The following is a 23,858-nucleotide window of genomic DNA, read 5'->3' on the forward strand; positions in this document are numbered from 1 at the left end:
GGGACTCAGATGAACTGGACAGCAAAAGACATGGATCTATATCTGCAGCAAAGCGAGTACATCGACACCGCAATCATTCCGCTTGTGGGGCTCGGAAGCTCGGGGGCGGATATGAAACAGAGCGCATCGGCAACGGAATTCCTGCTGAATCTCACCGCCTTTCTCGAACATCAGTTCAAGGGCAGGGTGATGCTCCTGCCCCCGTTCACTTATTTGGACAAAAGCGACAAGGCGCGCCTCGCCGCCGAGTGGAAAGAGTCGCTCGGGGACATGCCGTTCCGCCATGTGTTTTATCTGACGACGGATCCGTCCTGGTCGAGGGATGAAATAGTGGAGGGCGCAATCTGGATCCCGTCGGTTCCGCTCGAACATATGGACAAAAAACTCAAACAATCGGTACTGGAGGATCAGGTCCGCCAGATCATACCGGTGCTTACAGCAAAATGGACGGGAGCCGACGCCGCCCGCTGAACCGCTCTGCCGGCAAGCTCGAAAAGTGCGTCATAAAAAGTTCACAAACTTTTCGGCAGGCCAAATGCTTTGTTGAATTTCGTTTTTGATTGAGCTATCATAGATATGTCCTAGCTATGCTATTCAGTAGTAAAAGTTTGTCCGTTGGACTGACCTTTTAGTAAGAGGGGGGAACATGATGAGCAAATCACGAGTTTCACGACGTCAATTCCTTAACTATACGTTGATGGGCGTCGGCGGATTCATGGCTTCCGGCATGCTCATGCCGATGATCCGCTTTGCAGTGGACCCTGTCCTCGAAGCCGGTGCTGCGGGAGATTTCATCCCGACAAGCCAAAAGGTGAGCGAGCTGACAGATGAGCCGGTCCGCGTGGACTTCACGTATGACCAAGTGGACGGCTGGTACGAGTCCGAAGTGACGGGTACCGCATGGGTTTACAAGGAAGGCGACAAGGTCGTCGCACTTTCACCGGTGTGCAAACACCTCGGCTGCACCGTGAACTGGGCATCCGACAAGGATCACCCGCACCAGTTCTACTGCCCTTGCCACGGCGGTCGCTATGAAAAGAACGGGAAAAACGTGCCGGGGACTCCTCCGACAGGCCCGCTCGACGAGTTTGACACACAGGAACAAGACGGCCTGCTTTATATCGGTGCCGCCAAACCGAACACACTAGTCTAATTAGTTAGGGGGTCAGAAAACCGTGCTGAACAGAATCTACGATTGGGTGGATGAGCGGCTCGACATCACGCCGATCTGGCGCGACATCGCCGACCACGAAGTACCTGAGCACGTAAACCCTGCGCATCATTTTTCCGCATTCATCTACTGCTTCGGCGGTCTGACATTCTTCGTCACCGTCATCCAGATCCTGTCCGGGATGTTCCTCACGATGTATTACACACCGGACATCGAAAATGCTTGGAGATCCGTTTACTATCTTCAAAACGAAGTGGCATTCGGTGAGATTGTGCGCGGTATGCACCACTGGGGGGCATCTCTTGTCATCGTCATGATGTTCCTACATACTTTGCGGGTATTCTTCACAGGTTCTTACAAGAAGCCGCGTGAACTGAACTGGATCGTCGGAGTTCTCATCTTCGTCGTCATGCTCGGTCTCGGGTTCACGGGCTACCTTCTCCCTTGGGACATGAAAGCCCTCTTTGCAACGAAGGTCGGTATTGAAATCGCAGCATCCGTTCCGTTCATCGGGGAGTGGATCAAGGTCCTCCTTGCAGGGGATTCCGTCATCCTCGGAGCTCAGACGCTTACTCGCTTCTTCGCGATTCATGTGTTCTTCCTGCCGGCTGCATTGCTTGCACTGCTTGCGGCTCACTTCATCATGATCCGGAGACAAGGTATTTCCGGTCCGTTGTAAGATTGACGGACACTAACGTCCAAAAAGAGGAGGGGACACTATGCATCGCGGAAAAGGGATGAAATTCGTCGGTGATTCCCGTATTCGTTCATACGAGAAAAACCGGATCCCGAAAGACTATTCGGAGTACCCAGGCAAAACGGAAGCATTCTGGCCAAACTTCCTTTTGAAGGAATGGATGATCGGTGCAATCTTCCTCGTCGGATACCTGATCCTCACGGTCGCCCACCCGTCTCCGCTGGAGCGCCAGGCCGACCCGACCGACACAGGATATATTCCGCTGCCTGACTGGTACTTCCTGTTCATGTACCAGCTGCTGAAATATGAATTTGCATCCGGGCCATTCAACGTGGTCGGTGCCATCGTCATCCCGGGCCTTGCCATCGGCGCCCTCATGCTCGTGCCGTTCATGGACACGACAAAGGAACGCCGCCCAATCAAGCGTCCGCTCCCGACGGCATTCATGCTGCTTGCGCTTTGCTCGATGATTTATCTCACTTGGGAATCCGTCGTCAACCACGACTGGGAAGCTGCAAAAGCCCAAGGTGAAATCGTCGAAGAAGCAGATTTCGATACGTCCGACCCGGGCTATGAAATCTACATGAACCAATCCTGCGTGACTTGCCACGGCGAGAACTTCGAAGGATCTCCGGCCGGAGCTCCGCTCGTCGGCTCGGGACACACAGCTGAAGAAGTCAAGGACATCGCAGTGAACGGAATCGCGAAAGACGGCCAGCAACTCATGCCGCCTAACGCTTTCCAAGGTTCTGACGAAGAACTTGATCAGCTTGCCGAGTTCATCTCGGGCATCACAAATCAGGAAAAATGATTAAAAGAGCCAGGAAACTGGCTCTTTTTTCATACCCGGAGGTTTCACATGTATCCACTCATCAGTTTGATCAAAGCCATCCTGAACAGCCGGAAATTTCTCATCGTGTTGTTTCTCGTCAACCTTGCCGGAACCATCTACGGCTATGTTTGGTACGGGGGCCAGCTGAAGAATACCGAGACCGTCTTCCTGCCGTTTGTTCCCGACAGCCCGACGGCGAGCCTCTTTTTCACGCTCGCGGTGCTTGGCTGGATCCTCGGCAGGCATTGGAAGCTGATCGAGGCGATCGCCCTCATCACGCTCGTCAAATACGGCCTGTGGGCGGTCGTGATGAACATCTGGACACAGATCGAGAGCGGACCGATCGGCCCTCTCGGCTGGATGCTCGTCGTTTCCCACTTTGCCATGGCGCTTGAAGCGGTGCTTTACATGGACCATTACCGGTTTGGCCTCGGGCATATTGCCGTTGCTTCGGTCTGGACTTTGCATGATGTCATCATCGACTATGTGTTCGGCCAGATGCCGGTTTACGGCGATCTGATGCAGCATATGGACATCATCGGATACTTCACGTTCTGGCTGTCCGTTGCCTGCATCGCACTCGCTGTTTATTCGTGGCGCCGCCGGTCCGTTTTATTGGCGGAAGGGACGCCGAGCCGGTAAAATATAAGTAGATAGAAAAAGGGAGGATATAGAATGTTCCTGATCTACCTGCTGATCATCATCGCATTGCCGATTTATGCGCAGTCGAAAGTGAAAAGCGCCTACAGCAAATATTCGCGGGTCCGCTCGACCTCCGGGATGACGGGTGCAGAAGTCGCACGTCTTATCCTTGATAAGAACGGACTCCAGGACGTCAAAGTCGTTGAAACGCCGGGCGTCCTTTCCGACCACTACAACCCGATCACGAAAACCGTCGCCCTGTCTACGGACAACTACCGGAATCCGTCTGTCGCAGGCACCGCCGTCGCTGCCCATGAAGTCGGCCACGCCATCCAGGATGCCCATGACTATGCATTCCTGCGTTTCCGCCACCGGCTTGCACCGGTTGCGAACATCACGTCAAACGCCTCTTGGATCTTCATCATGGCCGGCTTGTTCTTCTCGAGCATGAACAACCTGCTCGGCATCGGCATCGCCCTCATGGCAGTCGGCGTCCTGTTCCAGGTCGTCACACTTCCGGTTGAGTTCAATGCATCCAGCCGTGCGATGAACCAGATAGTCGAACTTGGCATCATCCGCAACGAGGAAGAGCCGGCAGCCCGGAAAGTGCTCAGTGCCGCGGCACTCACATACGTAGCAGCCGCTGCGGTCGCCGTGCTTGAACTGGTCCGCCTGCTGCTCATCTTCAACAACCGCGACTGACGGTATGAAAACCCCCTCCGAATGTATGTATTCGGAGGGGGTTTTGCCTTTATTCAAGCGGACGCTTTTCTTCATCAAGCGTAAATCCTTCCCCCATGACATCCTTCACGTCGGTGACGGAGACGAATGCATGCGGATCCACAGAATTAATGATGTTCTTCAAGCGCACGATCTCGTTTTTTCCGACCACGCAGTAAATCACTTCACGCGGCGATTTGGTGAAATGCCCGTAGCCTCTCAGGACGGTGACGCCGCGTTCCATCTCTTCCGTAATCTTTTCGGCGATTTCATCCTGCCATTCGGAAATGATCCATGCCCCACGTCCCGAGTACGCCCCTTCCTGGACAAAATCGATGACCCGGGCGCCGAGGAAGACGGCCACAAGTGTGTACATCATTCGGGGCGTCGTCAGGTAGGTTGCCCATGACAGCAGGATGACGAATGCATCGAACATGAACATCGTCCGCCCCATGCTCCAACCCGCGTACTTGTTGGCGAGCCGCGCAATGATGTCGACACCGCCGGTCGTTCCACCGTAGCGGAAGATGATCCCGAGACCGATGCCGATAAAGACGCCGGCGAACAGCGCCACGAGGAACATGTCGTTTTCCAGGCCGACTTCAAATTGGTAAATCGTGAAGACCTTCAGGAAAACCGAAACCGCCACCGTTCCGATGACCGTATAGATGAACGGCTTCCTCCCGAGCAGCTTCCAGCCGATGAAGAACATGGGCACATTCAGCACAAGGTTCATGAGCGCGGGGTCAAGATTGAAGACGAACAGCAGTATCAGTGTCAGACCGGTGAATCCGCCTTCCGCAAGCTCGTTCTGTATGTTGAAGTGGACGAGACCAAAGCTCATAATGGCGGCCCCGAACAGGATCATGATGATATTTTTCACTTTTATCCCCTGGAACATCCGCAACATCCCTTCTGATTCTAATACCTGTCGGAGGCCCGGCGACGCCGGGTCAGTCAGCCGAAATTGGCTGACTTCCCAAACACGGCCCCCTCCGCTTTTCTTTGTCCAGCTGCGGGGGCCAGACCCTCGGGTCATAAGCCATCCGGCTCTGCAAAGCAGGCTTTGCGCTGCCGGCTGTCTTATGCCTGTCGGAGGCCCGGCAACGCCGGGTCAGTCAGCCTTTGCCGCAAAGCGGCGCAGTTAGGCTGACTTCCATTGAACAGCCGCCCTCCGCTTTTCTTAGTATCCTTGATTCGATTAGTTTTGACAATAGGATGGCGGTTTATATACGATGAAGGGAGGAGTTGAACGAATGATGGAAAAAGCGCGTACGATGAAGGACATGCAACAAGAAGTGGATCGTTACATATCCCAGTTTAAAGAGGGGTATTTTCCGCCGATGGAACTGCTGGCCCGTCTCACGGAGGAGCTGGGCGAACTGGCAAGGGAAGTACAGAATGTCCATGGGATGAAGAAGAAAAAGCCGACGGAAGCGGAGAAGTCGATGGAAGAGGAATTGGGCGATCTGTTTTTCGTGCTGATCTGCTTTGCCAATTCCAGCGGCATTGACATGGACCGGGCGCTGGCCACGGTGATGGAGAAGTTCAGCACCCGGGACCGGGACAGGTGGACTAAAATCGGGGAGGAATAAACATGATCCGAGTGGCGGTGGCCGGACCGCGCGGCCGAATGGGCGCATTGGCGGTGGAAACGCTCGTGACGCAGCGAGACATGCTGCTGGTCGGCGTGCTGGACAGGAAGATGGCCGAACAGTCGGCCACGATTGCCGGAGCCGTGCCGATTTATACAGACATGGCGACTCTTGCGGAAGAGTCAAAACCGGATGTGCTCGTTGAGCTGACCACCCACGAAACCGTGTTTTCACATGCAAAGGAAGCGATCAAAGAAGGAATACGGCCGGTCGTCGGGACGAGCGGGCTGTCCGCAGAGCAGATTGACCGGCTTGCAGAACTCAGCCGCGAGCGGGGCCTCGGGTGTCTCATTGTACCGAACTTTTCAATCGGAGCGGCCTTGATGATGAAGTTTGCGGCGGTTGCAGCCAAGTTGATGCCGGAAGCGGAAATCATCGAACTGCATCATAGCGGCAAAAAAGATGCCCCTTCCGGAACGGCGGAACTGACGGCCCGGATGATGGCCGCATCCATCGCAAAGAGCAAGAACCTGAACGACGATCCGGACAAAGAAGACGGAACGGCCGTCATTCCGATCCATAGCGTACGGCTTCCCGGCCTGCTTTCCCATCAGGAAGTCCTGTTCGGCGGAGAGGGGCAGCTGCTCACGATCCGCCATGATTCATTCAGCAGGGAATCCTACATGTCCGGCATTAAACTGTCGGTCCGGGAAGTGATGAAACGAGAAGGGCTCGTCTATGGGCTCGACAAACTAATCGGCTGAAACGGAGGGCCCCCATGAATATTGCATTGATTGCGCATGATCGAAAAAAAGACGATCTCATTGAATTTGTGATCGCTTACCTGCCCATTTTCTCAAAACACCGCTTGTACGCGACGGGGACGACGGGCAGGAGAGTATCGGAAGCGACCGGACTGGATGTTCACTGCTATCAGTCCGGCCCGCTCGGAGGAGACCAGCAGATCGGGGCCATGGTGGCGCAGAACCTCATGGACCTCATTATCTTCTTCAGGGATCCGCTGACCGCACAGCCGCATGAGCCGGATGTTTCGGCGCTGCTGCGGCTGTCAGACGTGTACAAGGTCCCGCTTGCCACGAATATGGGTACGGCGGAGGTCCTGCTGCGCGGATTGTCCGAACATCATCTGGACTGGCGGCTGGAAGAAAAGCGCGAAGGGAGGAACGGGCGATGAGAAAGCTGAAAATCGGCATCACCTGCTATCCATCACTTGGCGGCTCGGGCGTCGTCGCGACGGAACTCGGCATTTTGCTTGCAGAACGCGGGCACGAAGTTCATTTCATCACATCCGGCCGTCCGTTCCGCCTTTACATGGACCAGCCGAACATCACCGTCCACGAAGTGGAAGTCGGCCATTATGCAGTGTTCAAGTTCACGCCGTATGACATCGCGCTGGCCAATAAAATTTCGGAAGTGATCATCGACGAAGGCCTCGACATCCTGCATGCCCACTACGCCGTGCCGCATGCCGTTTGTGCCGCGCTTGCAAAGGACATGGCAGGGTCGGACCTCGCCGTTGTCACGACACTGCACGGAACCGACGTGACGGTGCTCGGCCACGACCCGACGCTGCGCGGCACCGTGAAGTACGGGATCAACAAATCCGACCTGACGACAGCCGTTTCCGATTCACTGAAGCAGGACACTTACGAACTGATCAAGCCATCAAAGGAAATACGCACGATCTATAACTTCATTGACGGGCGGCAATACCGCCCGGTCGACTCAAGCCATATGAAGGAAGCGCTCGGCATTCCCGAGTCGGACAAGGTCGTCATCCACGTGTCGAATTTCCGGAAGGTGAAGCGCATCGAAGATGTCATCCGGAGCTTCAGGCTCATCAACGAAGAAATTCCGTCGAAGCTTCTGCTCGTCGGCGAAGGTCCGGAAATGTCGGACATGCATGCACTTGCCACGGACATCGGCGTCGGGACGGAGGTGCTGTTCCTCGGGAAGCGGGACGATCTGCCGGATCTGTTCTCAATCAGCGACCTGAACATGCTGTTGTCTGAAAAGGAAGCGTTCGGGCTCGTCCTCATCGAAGCGATGGCGTGCGGCGTTCCTTGCATCGGCTCGGACATCGGGGGCATTCCGGAAGTGATCACCGACGGGGAAAACGGGTTCATCCGTCCGCTCGGTGACGTGGAAGCTTTTGCAGAGGCGGCGCTGCGGATCCTGAAAGAACCGGAACTCGCGGAAAAATTTTCGGACGACGCCATCCGCAGCGTCGCCGAGCGCTTCAGCGCCGAGGAAATCGTCCGGCAGTATGAAGAAGTGTACTACGAAGCGCTCGGGGAGCAGAGGGATTGACGGAGAACATCTGGGCGGCAGCGTTTGACATCGTCCGGTCTCTCCGGGAAGCAGGATATGAGGCAGTCATCGTCGGCGGAGCGGTCAGGGACCGGATCATGGGACTGACTGCGGATGACGTGGACGTCGCCACATCCGCACTGCCGGAGCAGGTGAAGAACGTATTCACGAAAACGGCGGATGTCGGAATCGCTCACGGCACCGTGCTCGTCATTCATCCGCTTGCGCCTGTGGAAGTGACGACATTCCGGACCGAGGGGACTTATTCGGACCACCGCCGTCCGGACAGTGTCAAGTATGTGACGTCGCTGAAGGAAGACCTGAGGCGCCGTGACTTCACAATGAATGCGATCGCCCTTCGTGAAGACGGTTCGCTCTACGATCCGTTCGGCGGCAGGGAAGATATCAGGAGCGGCATCATCCGTGCCGTCGGCGATCCGGACGGACGATTCGGCGAGGATGCATTGCGGATGATCAGGGCGGTCCGTTTTGCCGCAAAAACCGGCTTTCGGATCGAATCAGCCACGATGGGCGCGATCGGCCGCCATGCAGAGAGCATCCGGAAGGTTTCCGTCGAGCGGATCAAAATGGAACTCGACAAGGTATGGAAAAGCGGCCGTGCGGGCCTCGCCATGGAGCTGTTTCACCAAACGGGGCTGGCTGCACGGCTTCCGCTCATGGATTCTTCGCGTTCTGCATCCGATTTGCCCGTCTGGAGGAAATTCGGCGAGCCTGATGAATCTGTCGAAGGGTGGGCACTGCTTTCATTGCTGGCAGGCAGCCCGGAAGGCAACCCCTACAAGCTGTCCAATGCAGAAAAACGGACCGTCCGCCAGATTCGCGAGGCATTCGATATCCGCATCAGCCGCCCATACGATGAAATGGATCTGTACCGCCTGCCTGCACATGCGCTTAAGACGGGATGGAAGTTTGCCTGGCTGACAGGAAAGACGGGACTGCCTGAACCGGAAGAAATCGACCGCCGCAAAGCACAACTTCCGGTCCGCTCCATGCGCGAACTGGACGTGACGGGCAATGAGCTGATCGCCTGGACAGGGGAAAAGGGCGGCCCCTGGGTGAAGAAATGGCTCGGTAAAATTGAGGAAGCCGTCGTCATGGGCCGGATTCCGAATCAAAGCGACGACATCAAAGGATGGTTCATAAATGGATTCAACAGTGAAAGATAAAGAAAGCCTGCTCGCCCGCCTGCTTGAAGCGGGCGGTGAGCCGCTTTCGGGACAGGCGATCGCGGACGAGGCCGGTGTTTCCCGCACCGCCGTCTGGAAATGGATCAAGGAACTCGAGGAAGAAGGCTACAGAATCCGCTCGGTCCGAAAAAAAGGATATGTGCTGGAAGGCGTGCCGGACATCCTTACGCCGGAACTGATAAGAAAGGAACTGGGCGGGGACGAATTTGTCGGCCGGATCCTGCATTTTGACAGTGTGGAGTCCACCATGCCGATTGCCCACCGGGAAGCTCAGGAAGGCGCAGCCGACGGCACAGTGATCATTGCGGAGGAGCAGACATCCGGCAAAGGACGGCTCGCCCGCCCGTGGACGTCCGCAGCCGGCAAAGGAATCTGGATGAGCGTGATTCTAACGCCGGACATTCCTCCTCATAAAGCTCCTCAGTTCACCCTCATCGCTGCGGTGTCCGTCTGCCGGGCAATCCGTGAAACAGCGGGTGTCGAGGCGCGAATCAAATGGCCGAATGACCTCCTCGCCGGCGGCAGGAAAGTCACGGGCATCCTGACGGAACTCCAGGCGGATCCGGACCGGGTGAAGGCGATCATCATCGGAATCGGCATCAACGTCAATCAGGACCCCGGAGACTTCCCGGAATCTTTGCAGCCGATCGCCACGTCGTTGAAGATACAAAGCGGCCAAAAGGTCGACCGCGCCAAGCTTGCGGCGGGCGTACTGCGCCGCCTCGGCGAATGCTCACGGCTTTACCTGGAAAAAGGGTTTCCTCCGATCAAGAAAATGTGGGAAGAAGACGCCATCACGATCGGCCGTCGGGTGAAGGCCGTGACAGTCCGGGAAACGCTGACCGGCACGGCAGTCGGCATCACCGAAGAAGGGGTGCTCGAACTTCGGCTGGACGACGGCACGATCCGGGGAATCTACTCGGCCGACATCGAATTGCAGGATTGAACATTGCGCCTCGCCGCGCTTGTCTGCTATATTGGAAGCGGAGAAGGGCGGTATCGTAACTGAACTGCACCTGAAACAGCTGATCACCGGTATTTGAATGAAAAACTGATCCGCCTTGATCCAACAACGACAGGGACGGAGAAGACCGGAATGAACGATTCAGCCCTTCTGCCTTTTTCAGGCAGGAGGGCTTTTGTTTGGTTTTCTCCCCGGAAGGAGAAGGAAAATGAAATCGACGGCTGATTTCCTGAAGATGAAAGGTTCCGGCGATAAGATTGTCATGATGACGGCCTACGACTTTCCGACCGCCAACATGGCCGAGGAAGCGGGCGTGGACATCATCCTCGTCGGGGACTCGCTCGGCATGGTCGTGCTCGGCTACGACTCAACGGTGCCTGTGACCGAGGAAGATATGATCCATCACGGCAAGGCGGTCCGCCGCGGCGCAAAAAACACATTTTTGACCGTGGACATGCCGTTTGCCTCCTATCACGGCAGCACCGACCGGACGCTTGAGACCGGTGCGCGGATCTTCCGCGAAACGGGCGCAGACGCACTCAAGCTCGAAGGGGCGGGAGTCGTGTCGGACGCCATCCGGACACTGGTGGCCGCGGGGATGCCGGTAGTGGCTCATCTCGGCCTCCTGCCCCAGTCTGCCGGCGTGCTCGGCGGCTATAAAGTACAGGGCAAATCTGCTGAGGCGGCCAACCGCCTGCTGGAGGAAGCGAAGGAAGTCGAAGCTGCCGGAGCCTGCATGCTCGTCCTTGAATGCATTCCGCACCAGTTGGCACAGCGTGTTTCTGAAATGGTCGCAATCCCGGTCATCGGCATCGGGGCGGGTGCCGGGACGGACGGGCAGGTGCTTGTCTTCCATGACCTCGCCGGGTACGGTTCCCACCGGGTACCGAAGTTTGTCCGGCAGTTTGCGGATGCCGGCACGGAGGCGCAGCGAGGCATCCAAGGCTATGCGAGGGCGGTGCGCAACGGGGAATTCCCCTCGCAGGAGCACCAGTTTACGATGAAAGAGGAAGAAGCGGGAAAACTGTACGGGGGTGACCGGGTTGAAGCGCATTGAAACTGTTGAAGAAATGACCCGGATCACCCGGCATCTGCAGCGGAGCGGAAAGACGGTCGGCCTCGTTCCGACGATGGGCTTTCTCCATGAAGGCCATCTCGCGCTCGCCGCGGCAGCTCGCAGTGAAAACGATGTCGTCATCATGAGTCTTTTCGTCAATCCTGCCCAGTTCGGCCCCGGCGAAGACTACGAGTCTTACCCGAGAGATCTGGAACGCGATGCGGCGCTCGCAGAAGGGGCCGGCGTCGATTACCTGTTCCATCCCGCCGCGGAGGACATGTACCCCCAGGACGGCGGCATCCGGATTTTGCCGGGCCCGCAGGCGGATGTCCTTTGCGGGGCAAGCCGGCCGGGCCATTTTGACGGTGTGCTGAAAGTGATCTGCAAGCTGTTCAACCTCACGCAACCGGACCGGGCATATTTCGGAGAAAAAGATGCCCAGCAGCTCGCCATCATCGAAACGTTCGTCCGCGACTTCAATTTTCCGATTGAGATCCGCCGCGTGCCGATCGTCCGGGACGAAGACGGACTCGCCAAAAGTTCACGCAACGTCCGCCTCACGAACGAACAGCGGGAAGCGGCGCCGGCCATCCGGAGGGCGCTGGAGGACGGGGAAACGGCATTCCGTGAAACCGGCAATCCTGAAGCGGCCCTCTCGGCAGTACGCAGGCAGCTTTCCAAAATTCCGGGTGCGGAGACCGACTATGCCGAACTGCTCGAATACCCGTCGCTTGCGGCTGCCGGCGAAAAGACGGAGGAAGTCATCATCGCGGCGGCCGTCCGGTTCGGCGGAGTCCGCCTCATCGACAACGTGCTCATTCCGGTGAAGGAGGCGGCAGCATGTTCAAAGTGATGATGAACGGTAAAATTCACCGGGCCACGGTCACGCAGGCGGACTTGAACTATGTCGGCAGCATCACGATCGACGGCGATCTTTTGGATGCAGTCGGCATGGTTGCCAATGAAAAAGTCCAGATCGTCAACAACAACAACGGTGCCCGCTTTGAAACCTACATCATCGAAGGCGAACGCGGAAGCGGCGTCATCTGCGTGAACGGGGCCGCTGCCCGTCTTGTCCAGCCCGGCGATGTCGTCATCATCCTCAGCTACGTCTGGATCGATGCAAAGGAAGCCGGACAGCACCGGCCGACCGTCGCCATCATGGGCGAAGGCAACCGCATCACCTCGATTTTGCGCAGCGAGCAGGAAGCGACGGTCCTGTGAAACCCTGAAACGGCCGGAAAGATGGGCTACGCCCCCGTCTTTCCGGTTTTTTAGATTGGCCGGAAATATCGCGGGCCGGGCATCGCTTTCGATCGCCTTTACACAGAATCTGACTCCGAAGCAACGGCCGGGGGACGGTCCCATTCCCGTTGTGGTACAATTTCGGTAAGACAAGACGACAGTGAGTGATGGATATGCTAGGGAAGAGATATGCCGTCGTAGATCTTGAATCGACCGGCAATTCGCCTAAAAACGGCGACCGCATCATTGAAATCGGAATCGTCATCGTGGAAGACGGCAACATTGCCCGGACTTACTCGACGTTCCTCAACCCGGAAAAACGGATTCCCGCGTTCATCAGCAGCCTGACGGGCATTTCGGACCGGGACGTGTCGGGCGCCCCCAAGTTTGAGGAGCGTGCGGCCGAAATCCGCCGGCTGCTGGACGGCTGCATCTTCGTTGCGCACAACGTATCGTTTGATCTGCCTTTTCTCCAGCAGGAATTCCGCCGCGCAGGACAGCCGAAATGGACGGGCCAGACAATCGATACGGTCGAGCTGGCCAAAATCGTCAGCCCTTCCGCCGCCAGCTTCAAACTGCAGGATATCGCCGCCGATTTTGGGGTGACGCTCCACAACGCACACCGGGCGGTGGAGGATGCCACGGCGACCGCCCGCCTTCTGCTTCACCTGTTCGAACGCCTTGACGGGCTGCCTGAAGAAACGCTGTCGGCACTCCATAAACGCTCATTCCGCCTCAAGACAGACTTGAGTCCGGTTTTCTTCGATGCGCTCAAGAAGCGGCGCTCTGCCGCTTCTTCGGCGGGCCATTCCACTTGGCGCGGCATCGCTCTGAGGGAGCCGTCTTCAGCGGCCGCCATCCCGGCGGAGGCAAACTATCCGGAATCCGCAGAAGAAAAGAACAGTCTGCTCCGCAATGTTTTTCCTGACTATGAGCAACGGCCGGCACAGCTGGCGATGATGGATGAAGTTCACTTCGCCCTGGAAAACGGCGGCGAAGTGGCAATCGAGGCGGCGACCGGCATCGGCAAGACATTCGCTTATCTCCTGCCGGCCGCCGTGCGGGCCATCGAAGCCGGAAGGCCGGCCGTCATCAGCACCTACACGAACCACCTCACCGAGCAGATTCTTGAGCGCGAGGCGGGAAAGGTGTCCGGTGCGCTTCAAACACCGGTTCGTGCCGTGCTGCTCAAAGGATTGAACCACTACATCGACCTGGAGCGCTTCGCCGGCATCCTTGAAACGGAAGACGAGTCTTACGATGAAACGCTGGCCGTGCTGCAGGTGCTCGTCTGGCTCGCGGAAACGGAAACGGGGGATCTGGAGGAACTGAACGTTTCGGGCGGTGGCAGCTTGTTCATCGACAAGATCAGAAAATACCGGGCCTCGACGCAGCAAGCGGACGCTGGCCACTATGATTTCTTTCTCCGTTCCGTGCGGGCGGCCGCGCAGGCCTCGCTCATCGTGACGAACCATGCGATGCTGCTGTCGGATGCCGACCGGCTTGAGCCGCTGCTCGGGAACATTTCGGGCCTGGTCATCGATGAAGCGCATCAGTTCCTGCCGGCCGCCCGGACAAGGGCGGAAATCATCTTTTCCTATACGGACTGGAAGTATACGGTCGGCCAGATCGGCCGTCCAGGCGACGGACTGCTCCATGACCGGTTTTCGCAGCTTGCCGGGCAGGTCGGCAAGCCGGGAGAGCGCGAAATCGTCCGGATGGGGCAGGCATACGAAGTCATCATGAATTCTTTTGACCGGGCATTTGCCGCCATTCAATCGTATATCCAGTCGGTGGATGAAAAATCTCATGAACAAAAAAAGATTTTTGCGCTCAACGACATGGCCCCGCTTCTGCCGGTCTGCGCCGGTGCGGGGGAGAGCCTGTACGCATGGCTCGACATTGCAGGTGACTGCACCCGTCTGCTGGAGCAGGCGCCGGACGCCGGAGAGCAAGAAAGCATGCGGTTCCTGGCGGAGTGGAAGCACTGGCTCCGTGAAATTACACTGCAGGCCGCCGGTTGGATGGAATTGTTCGATGACTGGGACGGCAACGAAGCCGCCTGGGCGGAAGCCGACATGAGAAGTCTTCCCGGCAGCCTGAAGATTGTCCGCCAGCCCGCCGTCGTCTCGGGGCTCATCCGCCGTTCGATGGACCGGTTCCGCGAAACGGGCGTCGTCTGGACATCCGGGACGATGACACTTCCGGGTAAAGAACGGTTTATCGCGGATTCGCTCGGCCTCCCGCAAGAAGTGCCGGTAAAAAAATTCGAAGCGCCGCCCGATTTCTATAAGGGTGCGAAGCTTTACGTCGTCAACGACATGCCCGACATCCTGAACGTGTCACAGCTTGACTACATCGAGGCCGTGGCGGATGCGGTCGTGCAGACCGTCATCGCGACGGGCGGGCGCTGTTTTGTCCTGTTCACCTCACACGACATGCTCCGGAAGACGTTCGAACTCATTTCCGACAGCGAACTGCTCGCGGAATACATGTTGATCGCACAGGGCATCACGCCCGGCAGCCGCATGAGACTGCTGAAATCGTTCCAGCGATTCAGCAATTCGGTTCTGTTCGGAACTGACAGTTTCTGGGAAGGTGTCGATGCGCCCGGTGACGCCCTCGCTGCGGTCGTCGTCGTCCGGCTTCCGTTCAGCTCGCCCGACAACCCGGTGTTCAAGGCACGGGCAGCGGTTCTCGCCGCCGAAGGGAAAAATCCGTTTTCCGAGCTGTCGCTTCCGGCTGCGCTGCTCAAGTTCCGCCAGGGATTCGGCCGGCTCATCCGGTCGTCGTCCGACCGGGGCGCCTATATCGTCCTGGACCGTCGCATCGAGAAAAAGTCCTACGGGAAAGAGTTTCTGCAGGCGCTTCCGTCTGTGCCGATGGAAAAAGTGGCCCTGGCCGATATGGTGCTCGAGTTGGAAAGTTGGTATAATGGCGGAGTATGAGCAATGGAAAGCGGGTCGAACCATGGACAGCAAAATCGAAATCTTGACCACAGTGAAAGTGGCGTATCAGCCGGACCTGTACAAAGTCGTTGACGCGCTCAACCGCACCTTGAAGCACGACGACCTCATGTTCGGGCTGTCGCTGGATCCCGACGATCCGGACACCGCCGTTTTCACGATCTACAGGACGTGAATCAATGAAAAACTGGATCCGGTTCATCGTCATCTTCCTTCTCGCCCTTTTCACCCTCATCGGCATCATCGTGTTCTACCAGGCCGGCAAGCCGATTGCCAGGGCGGAGAACGCGGCAGAGGACCGGGCGCTGTCCGAAGGTCATCTTGCGGAAGCGACCAAATCCTACCTGATGAATTCGTCCGGCCCTTCCATCACCGTGCTCGGCACGGACAAAGACGGCCGTGCGAAGGCCGCCTTCGTGCCGGACGGCAAAAAAGGGGAAGGCGAAATTTCTGCCGTTCTCCTGAAGGACGGCATTCCGGCAAAGGACGCCCTGGCGCTCACACGAAAAGAGATGGACGTGAAAAAGGTCTTGCATGTCCACCTCGGACCGTCGGATGCCGGTCCTGTATGGGAAGTGGCTTTCACAGGCCCGGATGACGAACTGAACTACGTATACATCCTGTTCAAGGATGGCACCATCTGGAAGAAAATCATGAACCTTTAGGAGGCCTCCGGCATGAACCGCAAACTCGCTACACGCACCGAAAGTCTCACCCCCTCCACAACGCTTGCCATCACGGCAAAAGCGAAGGCGATGAAACAGGAAGGCATCGACGTCATCGGACTCGGAGCGGGCGAGCCGGACTTCAACACGCCCGAAAATATCATTGAAGCCGCGTATAAGTCGATGCAGGAAGGGAAGACAAAATATACCCCATCCGGCGGCCTGCCCGAACTGAAGCAGGCCATCATCGATAAAATGCAGCGGGACAACGGACTTACATACAAACCGTCCGAGGTGATCGTCGGCGTCGGGGCAAAGCATGTGCTGTATACCTTATTCCAGGTCATCGTGGATCCCGGCGATGAAGTCATCATCCCGATTCCGTACTGGGTGAGCTATCCGGAGCAAGTGAAGCTGGCGGGCGGCAGGCCGGTCTTTATCGAAGGGACGGTCGATACGGAATTCAAGATCTCAGCCAGTCAGCTGAAGTCCGCAATCACCGGCAGGACAAAGGCATTCATCCTGAACTCGCCGAGCAACCCGTCGGGCATGATTTATACGGAAGATGAGCTCCGCGAAATCGCACAAATATGCAAAGAAGCGGATATTTGGATCATTTCCGACGAGATTTATGAGAAACTGGTCTACGGCGAAGCTAAGCATGTTTCGGTTGCCTCGCTTTTGGAGGATGCCAGGGAACGGACGATCGTCATCAACGGCGTTTCGAAATCCCATTCAATGACAGGCTGGCGGATCGGGTACGCCTGCGGCGATGAGAAAGTCATCAAACCGATGACCGACCTTGCCAGCCATTCAACTTCAAATCCGGCGACACCGTCCCAGTACGCCGCCATCGAGGCATACAACGGGCCGCAGGATGCGGTTGAAATGATGAGAAAAGATTTCGGGGAGCGGCTGGATGCCGTTTACCCGCTGCTCGCGGATATCCCGGGCTTCCGCCTGCTGAAGCCGCAAGGCGCATTTTACTTGCTGCCCGACGTTTCCGAAGCCGTGAGAAAGACCGGCTTCGACAGCACGGACTCCTTCGCAAAGGCTCTGCTCGAAGAAGCGAACGTCGCCGTCATCCCGGGCTCCGGATTCGGCGCCCCGGATACGATCCGGCTCAGCTACGCCACGGAACTCGGCCTGTTCAAGGAAGCGGTCAGCCGCATCCGCGGATTCGTCGAGAAGCGCTGGCAAGATTGATTCACGAAACACGGAGGTTTTATCCAATGGAAAAAATTATGATCAGTGAAATGCCGAAGCACGTCGGCGAAGAGGTGCGCATCGGTGCGTGGCTTGCCAATAAACGTTCAAGCGGGAAAATCGCCTTCCTGCAGCTCCGCGACGGCAGCGGATTTGTGCAGGGCGTCGTCGTCAAGGCGGATGTTCCGGAAGATGTGTTCGCCGCAGCCAAGGCGATCCACCAGGAGACGTCCATGTATGTAACGGGCACGGTCGTCGAGGACGAGCGCTCCGCGTTCGGCTACGAGCTCCAGGTTTCCGGCATCGAAGTGATCGGCGAGTCGGACAACTATCCGATCACGCCAAAGGAACACGGCACGGAATTCCTGATGGATCACCGTCATCTGTGGCTGAGGTCCAAGAAACAGCATGCCATCATGAAAGTCCGCAACGAGATCATCCGGGCCACTTATGAGTTCTTTAACGGACGCGGGTTCACGAAGATCGACCCGCCCATCTTGACCGGTTCTTCACCTGAAGGAACGTCCGAGCTGTTTCACACGAAGTACTTCGATGAAGATGCCTATCTGTCCCAGTCCGGCCAGCTCTATATGGAAGCAGCCGCGATGGCGCTCGGCAAAGTGTTCTCATTCGGCCCGACATTCCGCGCCGAAAAGTCGAAAACACGCCGCCACCTCATCGAATTCTGGATGATCGAGCCGGAAATGGCGTTCACCGAGCATGCGGAATCGCTTGAAGTGCAGGAGCAGTATGTCGAGCATATCGTCGGGTCGGTCCTGAACAACTGCAAGCTCGAACTCGGCATTCTTGGACGAGATCTGTCCAAACTGGAGCAGGTAAAGGCGCCGTTCCCGCGCATCACTTATGATGAAGCGATCGAATTCCTCCACAAGGAAGGCTTCGACGACATTCAGTGGGGCGATGACTTTGGAGCGCCCCATGAAACGGCGATCGCCGAGCATTACGACAAGCCGGTGTTCATCGTCAACTATCCGACGGCGATCAAGCCGTTCTATATGCAGCCTCACCCGGATCGTGATGACGTCGTGCTTTGTGCCGACCTGATCGCGCCGGAAGGCTACGGGGAAATCATTGGCGGCTCTGAGAGGATCCACGACTTCGAACTGATGAAGCAGCGAATCGAGGAACATCATCTCGATCCGGAAGCTTATGCCTGGTACCTGGAGCTTTCAAAGCAGGGCCCTGTGCCGCACTCCGGATTCGGTCTCGGCCTTGAGCGCACGGTCGCCTGGATCAGCGGCGCCGAGCACGTCCGTGAATCCATTCCGTTCCCTCGTCTGTTGAACAGGCTCTACCCATGATGAAGGCGAAGGAGGTTGATTCGATGAACAGTCAGGATCGGCTCCGGATATGGATCGAGCGGGGAAATGTCCACATTTCCCAGCTCTTTTTTCACTCATACAAAAAACTCGGGATCCGTGACATGGACGCGCTGCTCGTTCTGCAGCTGATGTCCTTTGCAGAAGACGGCAACGGGCTGCCCGGCCCTTCGGACATCGCCATCCGCATGTCCCTTCCCGAAGAAGAGATCGGCTCGGGACTCCAGCGGCTCATGCAGTCCGGGTTCCTGGCGATTGAGCGGACGATGGACGATGACGGGCGTCTCAGCGAGTCCTACTCGCTTCATCCGCTCTGGAACCGCCTCGTCGACGAAGAGATCCATCTCTGCGACGGACAGGCCCAGGCGGACCGGCAGGCGGAAGAAGGCGAGATTTTCGCCATCTTCGAGCAGGAATTCGGCCGGCTCCTGAGTCCGATGGAATGCGAGACGATTTCGATGTGGTTCGATGAAGACGGACATTCGCCGGAACTTATCAAGGCGGCACTGCGTGAAGCGGTCATCGCCCGAAAAGTGAGCCTCCGCTACATTGACCGGATCTTGTTCGAATGGAAAAAGAAAAATGTCCGCTCCGTCAGCGATGCCGAAGAAGAGGCGCGCCAGTTCCGCGAAGGCGGTGCACCTGCCCGCCAATCGCAGCACCATGCGGAGGAACCGGCCCCGAAAGTCCAGTTCTACAACTGGCTGGAAGACCGGAACTGAACCCGGCGGTCGCCGAAAAAGCACGCACTCATTCCTAAATGAAAACGGCCGGATCGCCTGGAATTGGCGGTCCGGCCGTTTTGGAAAGGAGCATTTGATGCTTACAAAAACTCAATGGCAGTTCTGCCTGCAGGAAATCGGGGAGATGTTCCCGGATGCCCGCTGCGAGCTCGTTCATGACAATCCGTTTGAACTGCTTGTCGCGACTCTCCTGTCCGCGCAGTGCACGGACGTGCTCGTCAATAAAGTCACCAAAGACCTTTTTCAAAAGTACAGACGCCCGGAGGATTACTTGGCGGTGCCCCTGGAGGAACTTCAAAATGACATCCGGTCGATCGGACTGTTCCGGAACAAGGCAAAGAACATCCAGGCGATGAGCCGGATGATCATCGAACAGTTCGGCGGGGAAGTGCCGCAAGACCGGGATGTGCTGACTACGCTGCCCGGGGTCGGACGCAAGACCGCGAACGTCGTCGTCTCCGTGGCATTCGATGTTCCGGCACTTGCCGTCGACACCCACGTGGAACGGGTCGCCAAGCGGCTTGGCATGAACCGCTGGAAAGACACACCCCTCCAGGTGGAGGAGAAGATCATGCGCTGGACTTCCCGAGAAGAGTGGTCAAGGACGCATCACCGGCTCATTTTCTTCGGCCGCTATCACTGCAAGGCGCAAAACCCCCGGTGTGAAATCTGCCCGCTCCTTCCGCTTTGCAGGGAAGGGCGCAAGCGCATGGGCATCCGGAAGGACGAACTCCTTCCGGAACGTTGACAGTCTGTACTGCACATCGGAGTTCCATCAAACATTGCGGAGCCACAAAAAAACCTGCGGAACAGGGAGCTTTTCCCGGTCCGCAGGTTTTTTGCATTGACACTGATTCATGTTCGTCAGTCGCCGGAATCCTGGCCGCCTTGATCCTGGCCACCCTGATTTCCGTTGCCGGCGGAGTCTCCGCCACCGGAGTTTCCGCCCCCCTGGTTGCCGCCCTGGTTGCCACCGCCGGAGTTGCCTCCGCCTTGGTTACCGCCCTGGCCGCCGCCTTGGTTGCCACTGCCGGAGTTGCCTCCGCCTTGGCCGCCGGAATTCCCTCCGCCTTGGTTGTTGCCTCCGCCTTGGTTGTTCTGGTTGTTGCCCGGAGGGACACTCTGGTTATTGCCGTTGTTGTTTCCGTTGCCGTTATTGTTTTGGTTGCCGCCTTGCTGGTTGTCCTGATCACCGTCCTGGTCACCTTCATCCGGACTTTCCTGTCCGTCGTTCGGTTCGGGATTTTCATCAGGTTCGGTTTGATCCGGTTCTTCTTCATCTGGCTCGTCGACCGCCTGGCCGACCTGGAGGGAGACGGACGCCGGTGCACTCGTTTCGTCTCCGAGCACGGCAACAACGGTGAATGTGTAGTTGCGTCCCGGCTCGATTCCCGTGGCGGCCGCCGACTTGTCGGACGTGGTCGTCAGCGTCTGCGAACCGCCGCCGTCGTCGCTGTAGGAAACGGTGAATTGAACGTTTCCTTCCGCATCATCCGGCGCCTTGTGCTTCCAAGTGAGGTTGACGAGGTTCTGGCTTTCATCGTAATCGGCTTTCAGGCCGGTCGGGGCCGCCAAGCCGACTTCCTCTTTTTCCTCTTTTTTCGGCTTGGCCGCTTTTTTCGGCTCATGTCCGCGGACGAACAGCTCGGTGCTCTTCTTGTCGGAAGGCGTTCCGGCACCGGCAAGCCGGAGAGGATCCGAGCCGACGACGATCGCCGCTTCGACGACCGATTTCGGTTTCTGGAACTTCGTATTGTCCGCACGCTGCGCCAGATCCTGGATAATATCAGAGAAAGCGGTCTGCGGGAATGACCGTTCCGACCATTTTTGGATCGGCTGTTTGTATTTTTCGTTGCCGGCCCACACCGCAATCGAATACTGAGGCGTGTAGCCGACGAACCAACTGTCCGGAACCGAGAATCCGTCCTGTCCGATGCCGATCTGCTGAAGAGTCTTGCTGTCGTAGTTCGTCGTTCCGGTTTTGCCGGCGACGTCCAGGCTGCCGCTCTTCACGTACTTGAAGCCGGAGCCCTGAGGGTTTTTCACGACATCCCGGAGGATATCGGTGATCATGTATGCCGTCGAATCCTTCATCGCGCTGACCGGCTTCGGTTTCAGGCTGCGTTCCGTCTTGCCGTCCCGGAGGATGACTTTGTCGACGGTGTACGGCTCGGTGTACAGGCCGCCGTTGCCGAATGCGGCATAGGCGCCCGCCATCTCGAGAGGAGATGCGGACACGCCGCCGCCGATCGCGTTGGAGGAGTTCGGCTTCTCAACCTTGATGCCGAGGTTGCCGGCGAACTCGGCTGCACGGCCGCCGCCGACTTCCTCGAACGTCTTGATGGCCGGGACGTTCTGTGACATGTAGAGCGCCTTGCGCATCGTGATCTTGCCGAGATATTTCCCGTTGGCGTTTCGGATCACCTGGTCGGATCCTTTATAAGTCGTCTTGACGTCTTTGACCGTCTGGCCCGTCGACCAGTTGAGGTACTCGACCGCCGGACCGTAGTCCAGGACCGGCTTGACCGTCGAGCCGATGTCGCGTTTCTGCGTGGCGTAGTTCCAGTTGCCCTGGACATAGTCACGGCCGCCGCCGATTGCGCGGATGGCGCCGGTCTGCGTGTCAACGACCGCGGCACCTGCCTGGAGCCGGTCACCCGGCATATTGTCGGACGATACGACCTGTTCGACTTTTTCCTGTGCGGCCGGGTCGAGGGTCGTGTAGATTTTCAGGCCGTCCGAGATCGACAGGTCCTGTTTTTCGAGTTCGTGGGTGACGATGTCGACGAAGGCCGCGTATTTTCCGGTGTTGTGCTTTTTCCGCTGTTCAGGCGGGACGAGCCCTTCCGTGATGGGAATGCTTTTCGCTTCATCGGCCTGCGCCTGGGTAATTTTGCCGTGCTGCACCATGAGGCCGAGCACGATGTTCCGGCGCTTTTCCGCACGCTCCGGATGATTGTACGGATTGTAGCGGTTCGGACTCTGCGGCATGCCGGCAAGGAGGGCCATTTCATTCAGAGAGAGTTCTGCCGGTTCTTTGCCGTAGAACGAATCCGCCGCCGTGCCCATGCCATAAATGTTGCCGGACATGAGCACTTTGTTAAAGTACATCTCAAAAATTTCTTCCTTGCTGTATTTCCGCTCAAGCTGGAAGGCGAGCCATGCTTCCTGCGCCTTCCGCTTCAATGTTTTCTCGTTTTGTAAAAATGAGTTCTTGATGACCTGCTGGGTGATGGTGCTCGCGCCCTGAGCGCCGAAGCCGTCGCGGAAGTTCGCGAGGACCGCGCCGCCTAGCCGCCAGAAATCGATGCCGTGGTGCTTGAAGAACCGGACGTCTTCCGTTGCGAGGATGGCGTCCCTCATTTCGGTCGGGATGTCTCCGTATTCAACATACTCCCGGTTCTCGGCACCGAGCGTCATGAACGGTTCATCGGAACCCATCGCATACAGTTCCGAAGACAGCGGGTCTTTCAGCGCTTCTTCGTCAAGCTTCGGAGCGGAGGCAGCATAGTAAGTGAACAGCGCCGCGCCGGCCACGAGGAAGATCACCCCGAGCAGGACGACCGCGGAGACGATTCGTCTCAAGAGCGGTTTCTTTTTCTTGCCGCCCGGCTTGCGTCCTTTCCGGGAAGCTTTCTTCTCCTGCTCCTGCTGCTTCCGCCTTTCTGTCCGTGATGGAATATGATCACTCATAATGTTTCCTCTCTTTCTTTATGTTCAGGAAATGCCGAACTCCGACACGGCTTTGAGGTAATCCAGCCGTGGGAGGTAGCCCGCCCGGAATTCGACGGCTTCTTCCTCCAGTTCGGCCAGCGGAATCGATTTCCTCCCGCCGTTTTCCATGCGGTCCCATGCGCGTTCGACGAGTTCGAGCGGAACGGCGAAATACCGGCCGGACACCGTGAACTTGACGATGAGGAAGGCGATGCCGCCCTGTCCGGCCACTTTCTTCATATGTTCAAGCTGGTGGGCATGGATATTCTTCAGCGGGAAGGAAGTGGCAATGCCCGTCTCCTTCGCGTCAAAGTCGATATGGATGCCGTTGTAGATGCCGTTGTAGTCGGTTGTCGACGGCGTTTTGAAATAGGCCTCCCGGATGACCGCGGCGCTGCGCGACGGGTAGTCGACTTTGACGATTTGAAGGGGCACCGGTTTTTTATGGATGACGGCAATGTTGTTCGCCAGATAATAGGCATTGGACTCGTCCAGCTCGTCTTCCAGCGTCTTTCCCCGGTTGCTGAAAGAAGAGTCCTTTTTCGGGGGCTTCTTCTTCGGCTGCTCCGGGGGGGTGTATTTTCTGCCGCCCGGGTAACGGATCGCCATTTCAATCACCTCGCATCTCAACATCATATCATAGAATATAGACGGCCGGATGCCCGGGAGGTTGCCGGAAAAGGGTGGGAATTGATTTCCAGAACAGCAGCCGCCGAGGAACGTCTGTTTCCCTCCGGGTGGTCTGAAACTATAATATTTGAT

General features: G+C 57.3%; 26 protein-coding genes. 23 read left to right on the plus strand and 3 right to left on the minus strand.

Going from position 1 to position 23,858, the window contains the following annotated elements:
* Positions 1–9: 9 nt before the first annotated feature.
* The 6 genes from ACFFIY_RS08715 (at position 10) to ACFFIY_RS08740 (ending at position 4,044) form a co-directional block, all read left to right on the plus strand.
* Positions 10–471, plus strand: a complete 462-nt coding sequence (locus ACFFIY_RS08715) for a YpiF family protein (RefSeq protein WP_354196030.1) — start codon at positions 10–12, stop codon at positions 469–471.
* Positions 472–649: 178 nt separating this feature from the next.
* On the plus strand, positions 650–1,153 hold the full coding sequence (locus ACFFIY_RS08720) for a QcrA and Rieske domain-containing protein (protein ID WP_354196031.1): 504 nt from the start codon (positions 650–652) through the stop codon (positions 1,151–1,153).
* Between the two features lie 22 nt (positions 1,154–1,175).
* Complete coding sequence (qcrB, locus tag ACFFIY_RS08725) at positions 1,176–1,850, plus strand: menaquinol-cytochrome c reductase cytochrome b subunit (protein WP_354196032.1); 675 nt, start codon at positions 1,176–1,178, stop codon at positions 1,848–1,850.
* 40 nt (positions 1,851–1,890) lie between these two features.
* Entirely contained in the window at positions 1,891–2,679 is a 789-nt protein-coding gene (locus ACFFIY_RS08730) for a menaquinol-cytochrome c reductase cytochrome b/c subunit (protein WP_354196033.1), read from the plus strand.
* Positions 2,680–2,727: 48 nt separating this feature from the next.
* A complete protein-coding gene (gene lhaT / locus ACFFIY_RS08735) occupies positions 2,728–3,342 on the plus strand; it encodes a lipoprotein heptaprenylglyceryl N-acetyltransferase LhaT (protein ID WP_354196034.1) in 615 nt (204 codons plus the stop codon).
* 33 nt (positions 3,343–3,375) lie between these two features.
* Entirely contained in the window at positions 3,376–4,044 is a 669-nt protein-coding gene (locus ACFFIY_RS08740) for a zinc metallopeptidase (RefSeq protein WP_354196036.1), read from the plus strand.
* A gap of 49 nt (positions 4,045–4,093) precedes the next feature.
* Here ACFFIY_RS08740 and ACFFIY_RS08745 read toward each other — a convergent pair whose 3' ends face one another.
* Positions 4,094–4,963 carry a YitT family protein gene (locus ACFFIY_RS08745; protein ID WP_354196038.1) on the minus strand — a complete coding sequence of 290 codons (870 nt, stop codon included), beginning with the start codon at positions 4,961–4,963 and terminating at the stop codon, positions 4,094–4,096.
* A 358-nt stretch (positions 4,964–5,321) separates the two neighbouring features.
* Between ACFFIY_RS08745 and ACFFIY_RS08750 the strand changes: the two genes are divergently transcribed.
* The 17 genes from ACFFIY_RS08750 (at position 5,322) to nth (ending at position 20,130) form a co-directional block, all read left to right on the plus strand.
* Positions 5,322–5,657 (plus strand): nucleotide pyrophosphohydrolase, encoded by a 336-nt coding sequence (locus ACFFIY_RS08750; protein ID WP_354196165.1) that lies wholly within the window; start codon positions 5,322–5,324, stop codon positions 5,655–5,657.
* A gap of 2 nt (positions 5,658–5,659) precedes the next feature.
* Complete coding sequence (gene dapB / locus ACFFIY_RS08755; RefSeq protein WP_354196040.1) at positions 5,660–6,421, plus strand: 4-hydroxy-tetrahydrodipicolinate reductase; 762 nt, start codon at positions 5,660–5,662, stop codon at positions 6,419–6,421.
* A gap of 14 nt (positions 6,422–6,435) precedes the next feature.
* A complete protein-coding gene (gene mgsA / locus ACFFIY_RS08760; protein WP_354196042.1) occupies positions 6,436–6,852 on the plus strand; it encodes a methylglyoxal synthase in 417 nt (138 codons plus the stop codon).
* Complete coding sequence (gene bshA / locus ACFFIY_RS08765; RefSeq protein WP_354196044.1) at positions 6,849–7,988, plus strand: N-acetyl-alpha-D-glucosaminyl L-malate synthase BshA; 1,140 nt, start codon at positions 6,849–6,851, stop codon at positions 7,986–7,988. Before mgsA ends, bshA begins: the two co-directional genes overlap by 4 nt.
* Positions 7,985–9,175, plus strand: coding sequence for a CCA tRNA nucleotidyltransferase (locus ACFFIY_RS08770; protein WP_354196046.1), 1,191 nt, complete (start codon positions 7,985–7,987; stop codon positions 9,173–9,175). The genes bshA and ACFFIY_RS08770 overlap by 4 nt, the downstream gene beginning before the upstream one ends.
* Positions 9,153–10,142: a biotin--[acetyl-CoA-carboxylase] ligase gene (locus tag ACFFIY_RS08775; protein ID WP_354196048.1), complete on the plus strand. Its 990-nt coding sequence runs from the start codon at positions 9,153–9,155 to the stop codon at positions 10,140–10,142. The genes ACFFIY_RS08770 and ACFFIY_RS08775 overlap by 23 nt, the downstream gene beginning before the upstream one ends.
* 93 nt (positions 10,143–10,235) lie before the next feature.
* Positions 10,236–10,385, plus strand: coding sequence for a hypothetical protein (locus ACFFIY_RS08780; RefSeq protein WP_354196050.1), 150 nt, complete (start codon positions 10,236–10,238; stop codon positions 10,383–10,385).
* Positions 10,369–11,217: a 3-methyl-2-oxobutanoate hydroxymethyltransferase gene (panB, locus tag ACFFIY_RS08785; RefSeq protein WP_354196052.1), complete on the plus strand. Its 849-nt coding sequence runs from the start codon at positions 10,369–10,371 to the stop codon at positions 11,215–11,217. Before ACFFIY_RS08780 ends, panB begins: the two co-directional genes overlap by 17 nt.
* Positions 11,204–12,070 (plus strand): pantoate--beta-alanine ligase, encoded by an 867-nt coding sequence (gene panC, locus ACFFIY_RS08790; protein WP_354196054.1) that lies wholly within the window; start codon positions 11,204–11,206, stop codon positions 12,068–12,070. Before panB ends, panC begins: the two co-directional genes overlap by 14 nt.
* On the plus strand, positions 12,058–12,441 hold the full coding sequence (gene panD, locus ACFFIY_RS08795; RefSeq protein ID WP_354196056.1) for an aspartate 1-decarboxylase: 384 nt from the start codon (positions 12,058–12,060) through the stop codon (positions 12,439–12,441). Before panC ends, panD begins: the two co-directional genes overlap by 13 nt.
* A 194-nt stretch (positions 12,442–12,635) precedes the next feature.
* Complete coding sequence (locus ACFFIY_RS08800; protein WP_376837234.1) at positions 12,636–15,410, plus strand: ATP-dependent DNA helicase DinG, 3'-5' exoribonuclease type; 2,775 nt, start codon at positions 12,636–12,638, stop codon at positions 15,408–15,410.
* A 22-nt stretch (positions 15,411–15,432) separates the two neighbouring features.
* Complete coding sequence (locus ACFFIY_RS08805) at positions 15,433–15,603, plus strand: YpmA family protein (protein WP_354196060.1); 171 nt, start codon at positions 15,433–15,435, stop codon at positions 15,601–15,603.
* A gap of 4 nt (positions 15,604–15,607) precedes the next feature.
* Complete coding sequence (locus ACFFIY_RS08810) at positions 15,608–16,093, plus strand: cell wall elongation regulator TseB-like domain-containing protein (protein ID WP_354196062.1); 486 nt, start codon at positions 15,608–15,610, stop codon at positions 16,091–16,093.
* 12 nt (positions 16,094–16,105) lie between these two features.
* Positions 16,106–17,299 carry a pyridoxal phosphate-dependent aminotransferase gene (locus ACFFIY_RS08815; protein ID WP_354196064.1) on the plus strand — a complete coding sequence of 398 codons (1,194 nt, stop codon included), beginning with the start codon at positions 16,106–16,108 and terminating at the stop codon, positions 17,297–17,299.
* Positions 17,300–17,325: 26 nt separating this feature from the next.
* The gene (asnS, locus tag ACFFIY_RS08820; RefSeq protein ID WP_354196066.1) at positions 17,326–18,621 is read left to right on the plus strand and encodes an asparagine--tRNA ligase; all 1,296 of its coding nucleotides are present in this window, start codon (positions 17,326–17,328) and stop codon (positions 18,619–18,621) included.
* A 23-nt stretch (positions 18,622–18,644) separates the two neighbouring features.
* Complete coding sequence (locus ACFFIY_RS08825; protein WP_354196068.1) at positions 18,645–19,361, plus strand: DnaD domain-containing protein; 717 nt, start codon at positions 18,645–18,647, stop codon at positions 19,359–19,361.
* A 97-nt stretch (positions 19,362–19,458) separates the two neighbouring features.
* On the plus strand, positions 19,459–20,130 hold the full coding sequence (gene nth / locus ACFFIY_RS08830; protein ID WP_354196070.1) for an endonuclease III: 672 nt from the start codon (positions 19,459–19,461) through the stop codon (positions 20,128–20,130).
* A gap of 116 nt (positions 20,131–20,246) precedes the next feature.
* On the opposite strand, the gene ACFFIY_RS08835 is transcribed toward nth, so the two are convergent.
* Both ACFFIY_RS08835 and recU read right to left on the minus strand, forming a co-directional pair.
* Positions 20,247–23,075: a PBP1A family penicillin-binding protein gene (locus ACFFIY_RS08835; protein WP_354196072.1), complete on the minus strand. Its 2,829-nt coding sequence runs from the start codon at positions 23,073–23,075 to the stop codon at positions 20,247–20,249.
* Positions 23,076–23,099: 24 nt separating this feature from the next.
* Entirely contained in the window at positions 23,100–23,705 is a 606-nt protein-coding gene (gene recU / locus ACFFIY_RS08840; RefSeq protein ID WP_354196074.1) for a Holliday junction resolvase RecU, read from the minus strand.
* Between the last annotated feature and the right edge of the window lie 153 nt (positions 23,706–23,858).

Source organism: Bhargavaea ullalensis (genome assembly GCF_042432615.1).
Lineage (GTDB): Bacteria > Bacillota > Bacilli > Bacillales_A > Planococcaceae > Bhargavaea > Bhargavaea ullalensis.

Bases quoted from the DNA above. Each gene is read 5' to 3' on its own strand.
- ACFFIY_RS08715 (WP_354196030.1), top strand. From the start codon at position 10: ATGAACTGGACAGCAAAAGACATGGATCTATATCTGCAGCAAAGCGAG.
- ACFFIY_RS08720 (WP_354196031.1), top strand. From the start codon at position 650: ATGAGCAAATCACGAGTTTCACGACGTCAATTCCTTAACTATACGTTG.
- ACFFIY_RS08730 (WP_354196033.1), top strand. From the start codon at position 1,891: ATGCATCGCGGAAAAGGGATGAAATTCGTCGGTGATTCCCGTATTCGT.
- lhaT (WP_354196034.1), top strand. From the start codon at position 2,728: ATGTATCCACTCATCAGTTTGATCAAAGCCATCCTGAACAGCCGGAAA.
- ACFFIY_RS08740 (WP_354196036.1), top strand. From the start codon at position 3,376: ATGTTCCTGATCTACCTGCTGATCATCATCGCATTGCCGATTTATGCG.
- ACFFIY_RS08745 (WP_354196038.1), bottom strand. From the start codon at position 4,963: ATGTTCCAGGGGATAAAAGTGAAAAATATCATCATGATCCTGTTCGGG.
- ACFFIY_RS08750 (WP_354196165.1), top strand. From the start codon at position 5,322: ATGGAAAAAGCGCGTACGATGAAGGACATGCAACAAGAAGTGGATCGT.
- dapB (WP_354196040.1), top strand. From the start codon at position 5,660: ATGATCCGAGTGGCGGTGGCCGGACCGCGCGGCCGAATGGGCGCATTG.
- mgsA (WP_354196042.1), top strand. From the start codon at position 6,436: ATGAATATTGCATTGATTGCGCATGATCGAAAAAAAGACGATCTCATT.
- bshA (WP_354196044.1), top strand. From the start codon at position 6,849: ATGAGAAAGCTGAAAATCGGCATCACCTGCTATCCATCACTTGGCGGC.
- ACFFIY_RS08775 (WP_354196048.1), top strand. From the start codon at position 9,153: ATGGATTCAACAGTGAAAGATAAAGAAAGCCTGCTCGCCCGCCTGCTT.
- panB (WP_354196052.1), top strand. From the start codon at position 10,369: ATGAAATCGACGGCTGATTTCCTGAAGATGAAAGGTTCCGGCGATAAG.
- panD (WP_354196056.1), top strand. From the start codon at position 12,058: ATGTTCAAAGTGATGATGAACGGTAAAATTCACCGGGCCACGGTCACG.
- ACFFIY_RS08800 (WP_376837234.1), top strand. From the start codon at position 12,636: ATGCTAGGGAAGAGATATGCCGTCGTAGATCTTGAATCGACCGGCAAT.
- ACFFIY_RS08805 (WP_354196060.1), top strand. From the start codon at position 15,433: ATGGACAGCAAAATCGAAATCTTGACCACAGTGAAAGTGGCGTATCAG.
- ACFFIY_RS08810 (WP_354196062.1), top strand. From the start codon at position 15,608: ATGAAAAACTGGATCCGGTTCATCGTCATCTTCCTTCTCGCCCTTTTC.
- ACFFIY_RS08815 (WP_354196064.1), top strand. From the start codon at position 16,106: ATGAACCGCAAACTCGCTACACGCACCGAAAGTCTCACCCCCTCCACA.
- asnS (WP_354196066.1), top strand. From the start codon at position 17,326: ATGGAAAAAATTATGATCAGTGAAATGCCGAAGCACGTCGGCGAAGAG.
- ACFFIY_RS08825 (WP_354196068.1), top strand. From the start codon at position 18,645: ATGAACAGTCAGGATCGGCTCCGGATATGGATCGAGCGGGGAAATGTC.
- nth (WP_354196070.1), top strand. From the start codon at position 19,459: ATGCTTACAAAAACTCAATGGCAGTTCTGCCTGCAGGAAATCGGGGAG.
- ACFFIY_RS08835 (WP_354196072.1), bottom strand. From the start codon at position 23,075: ATGAGTGATCATATTCCATCACGGACAGAAAGGCGGAAGCAGCAGGAG.
- recU (WP_354196074.1), bottom strand. From the start codon at position 23,705: ATGGCGATCCGTTACCCGGGCGGCAGAAAATACACCCCCCCGGAGCAG.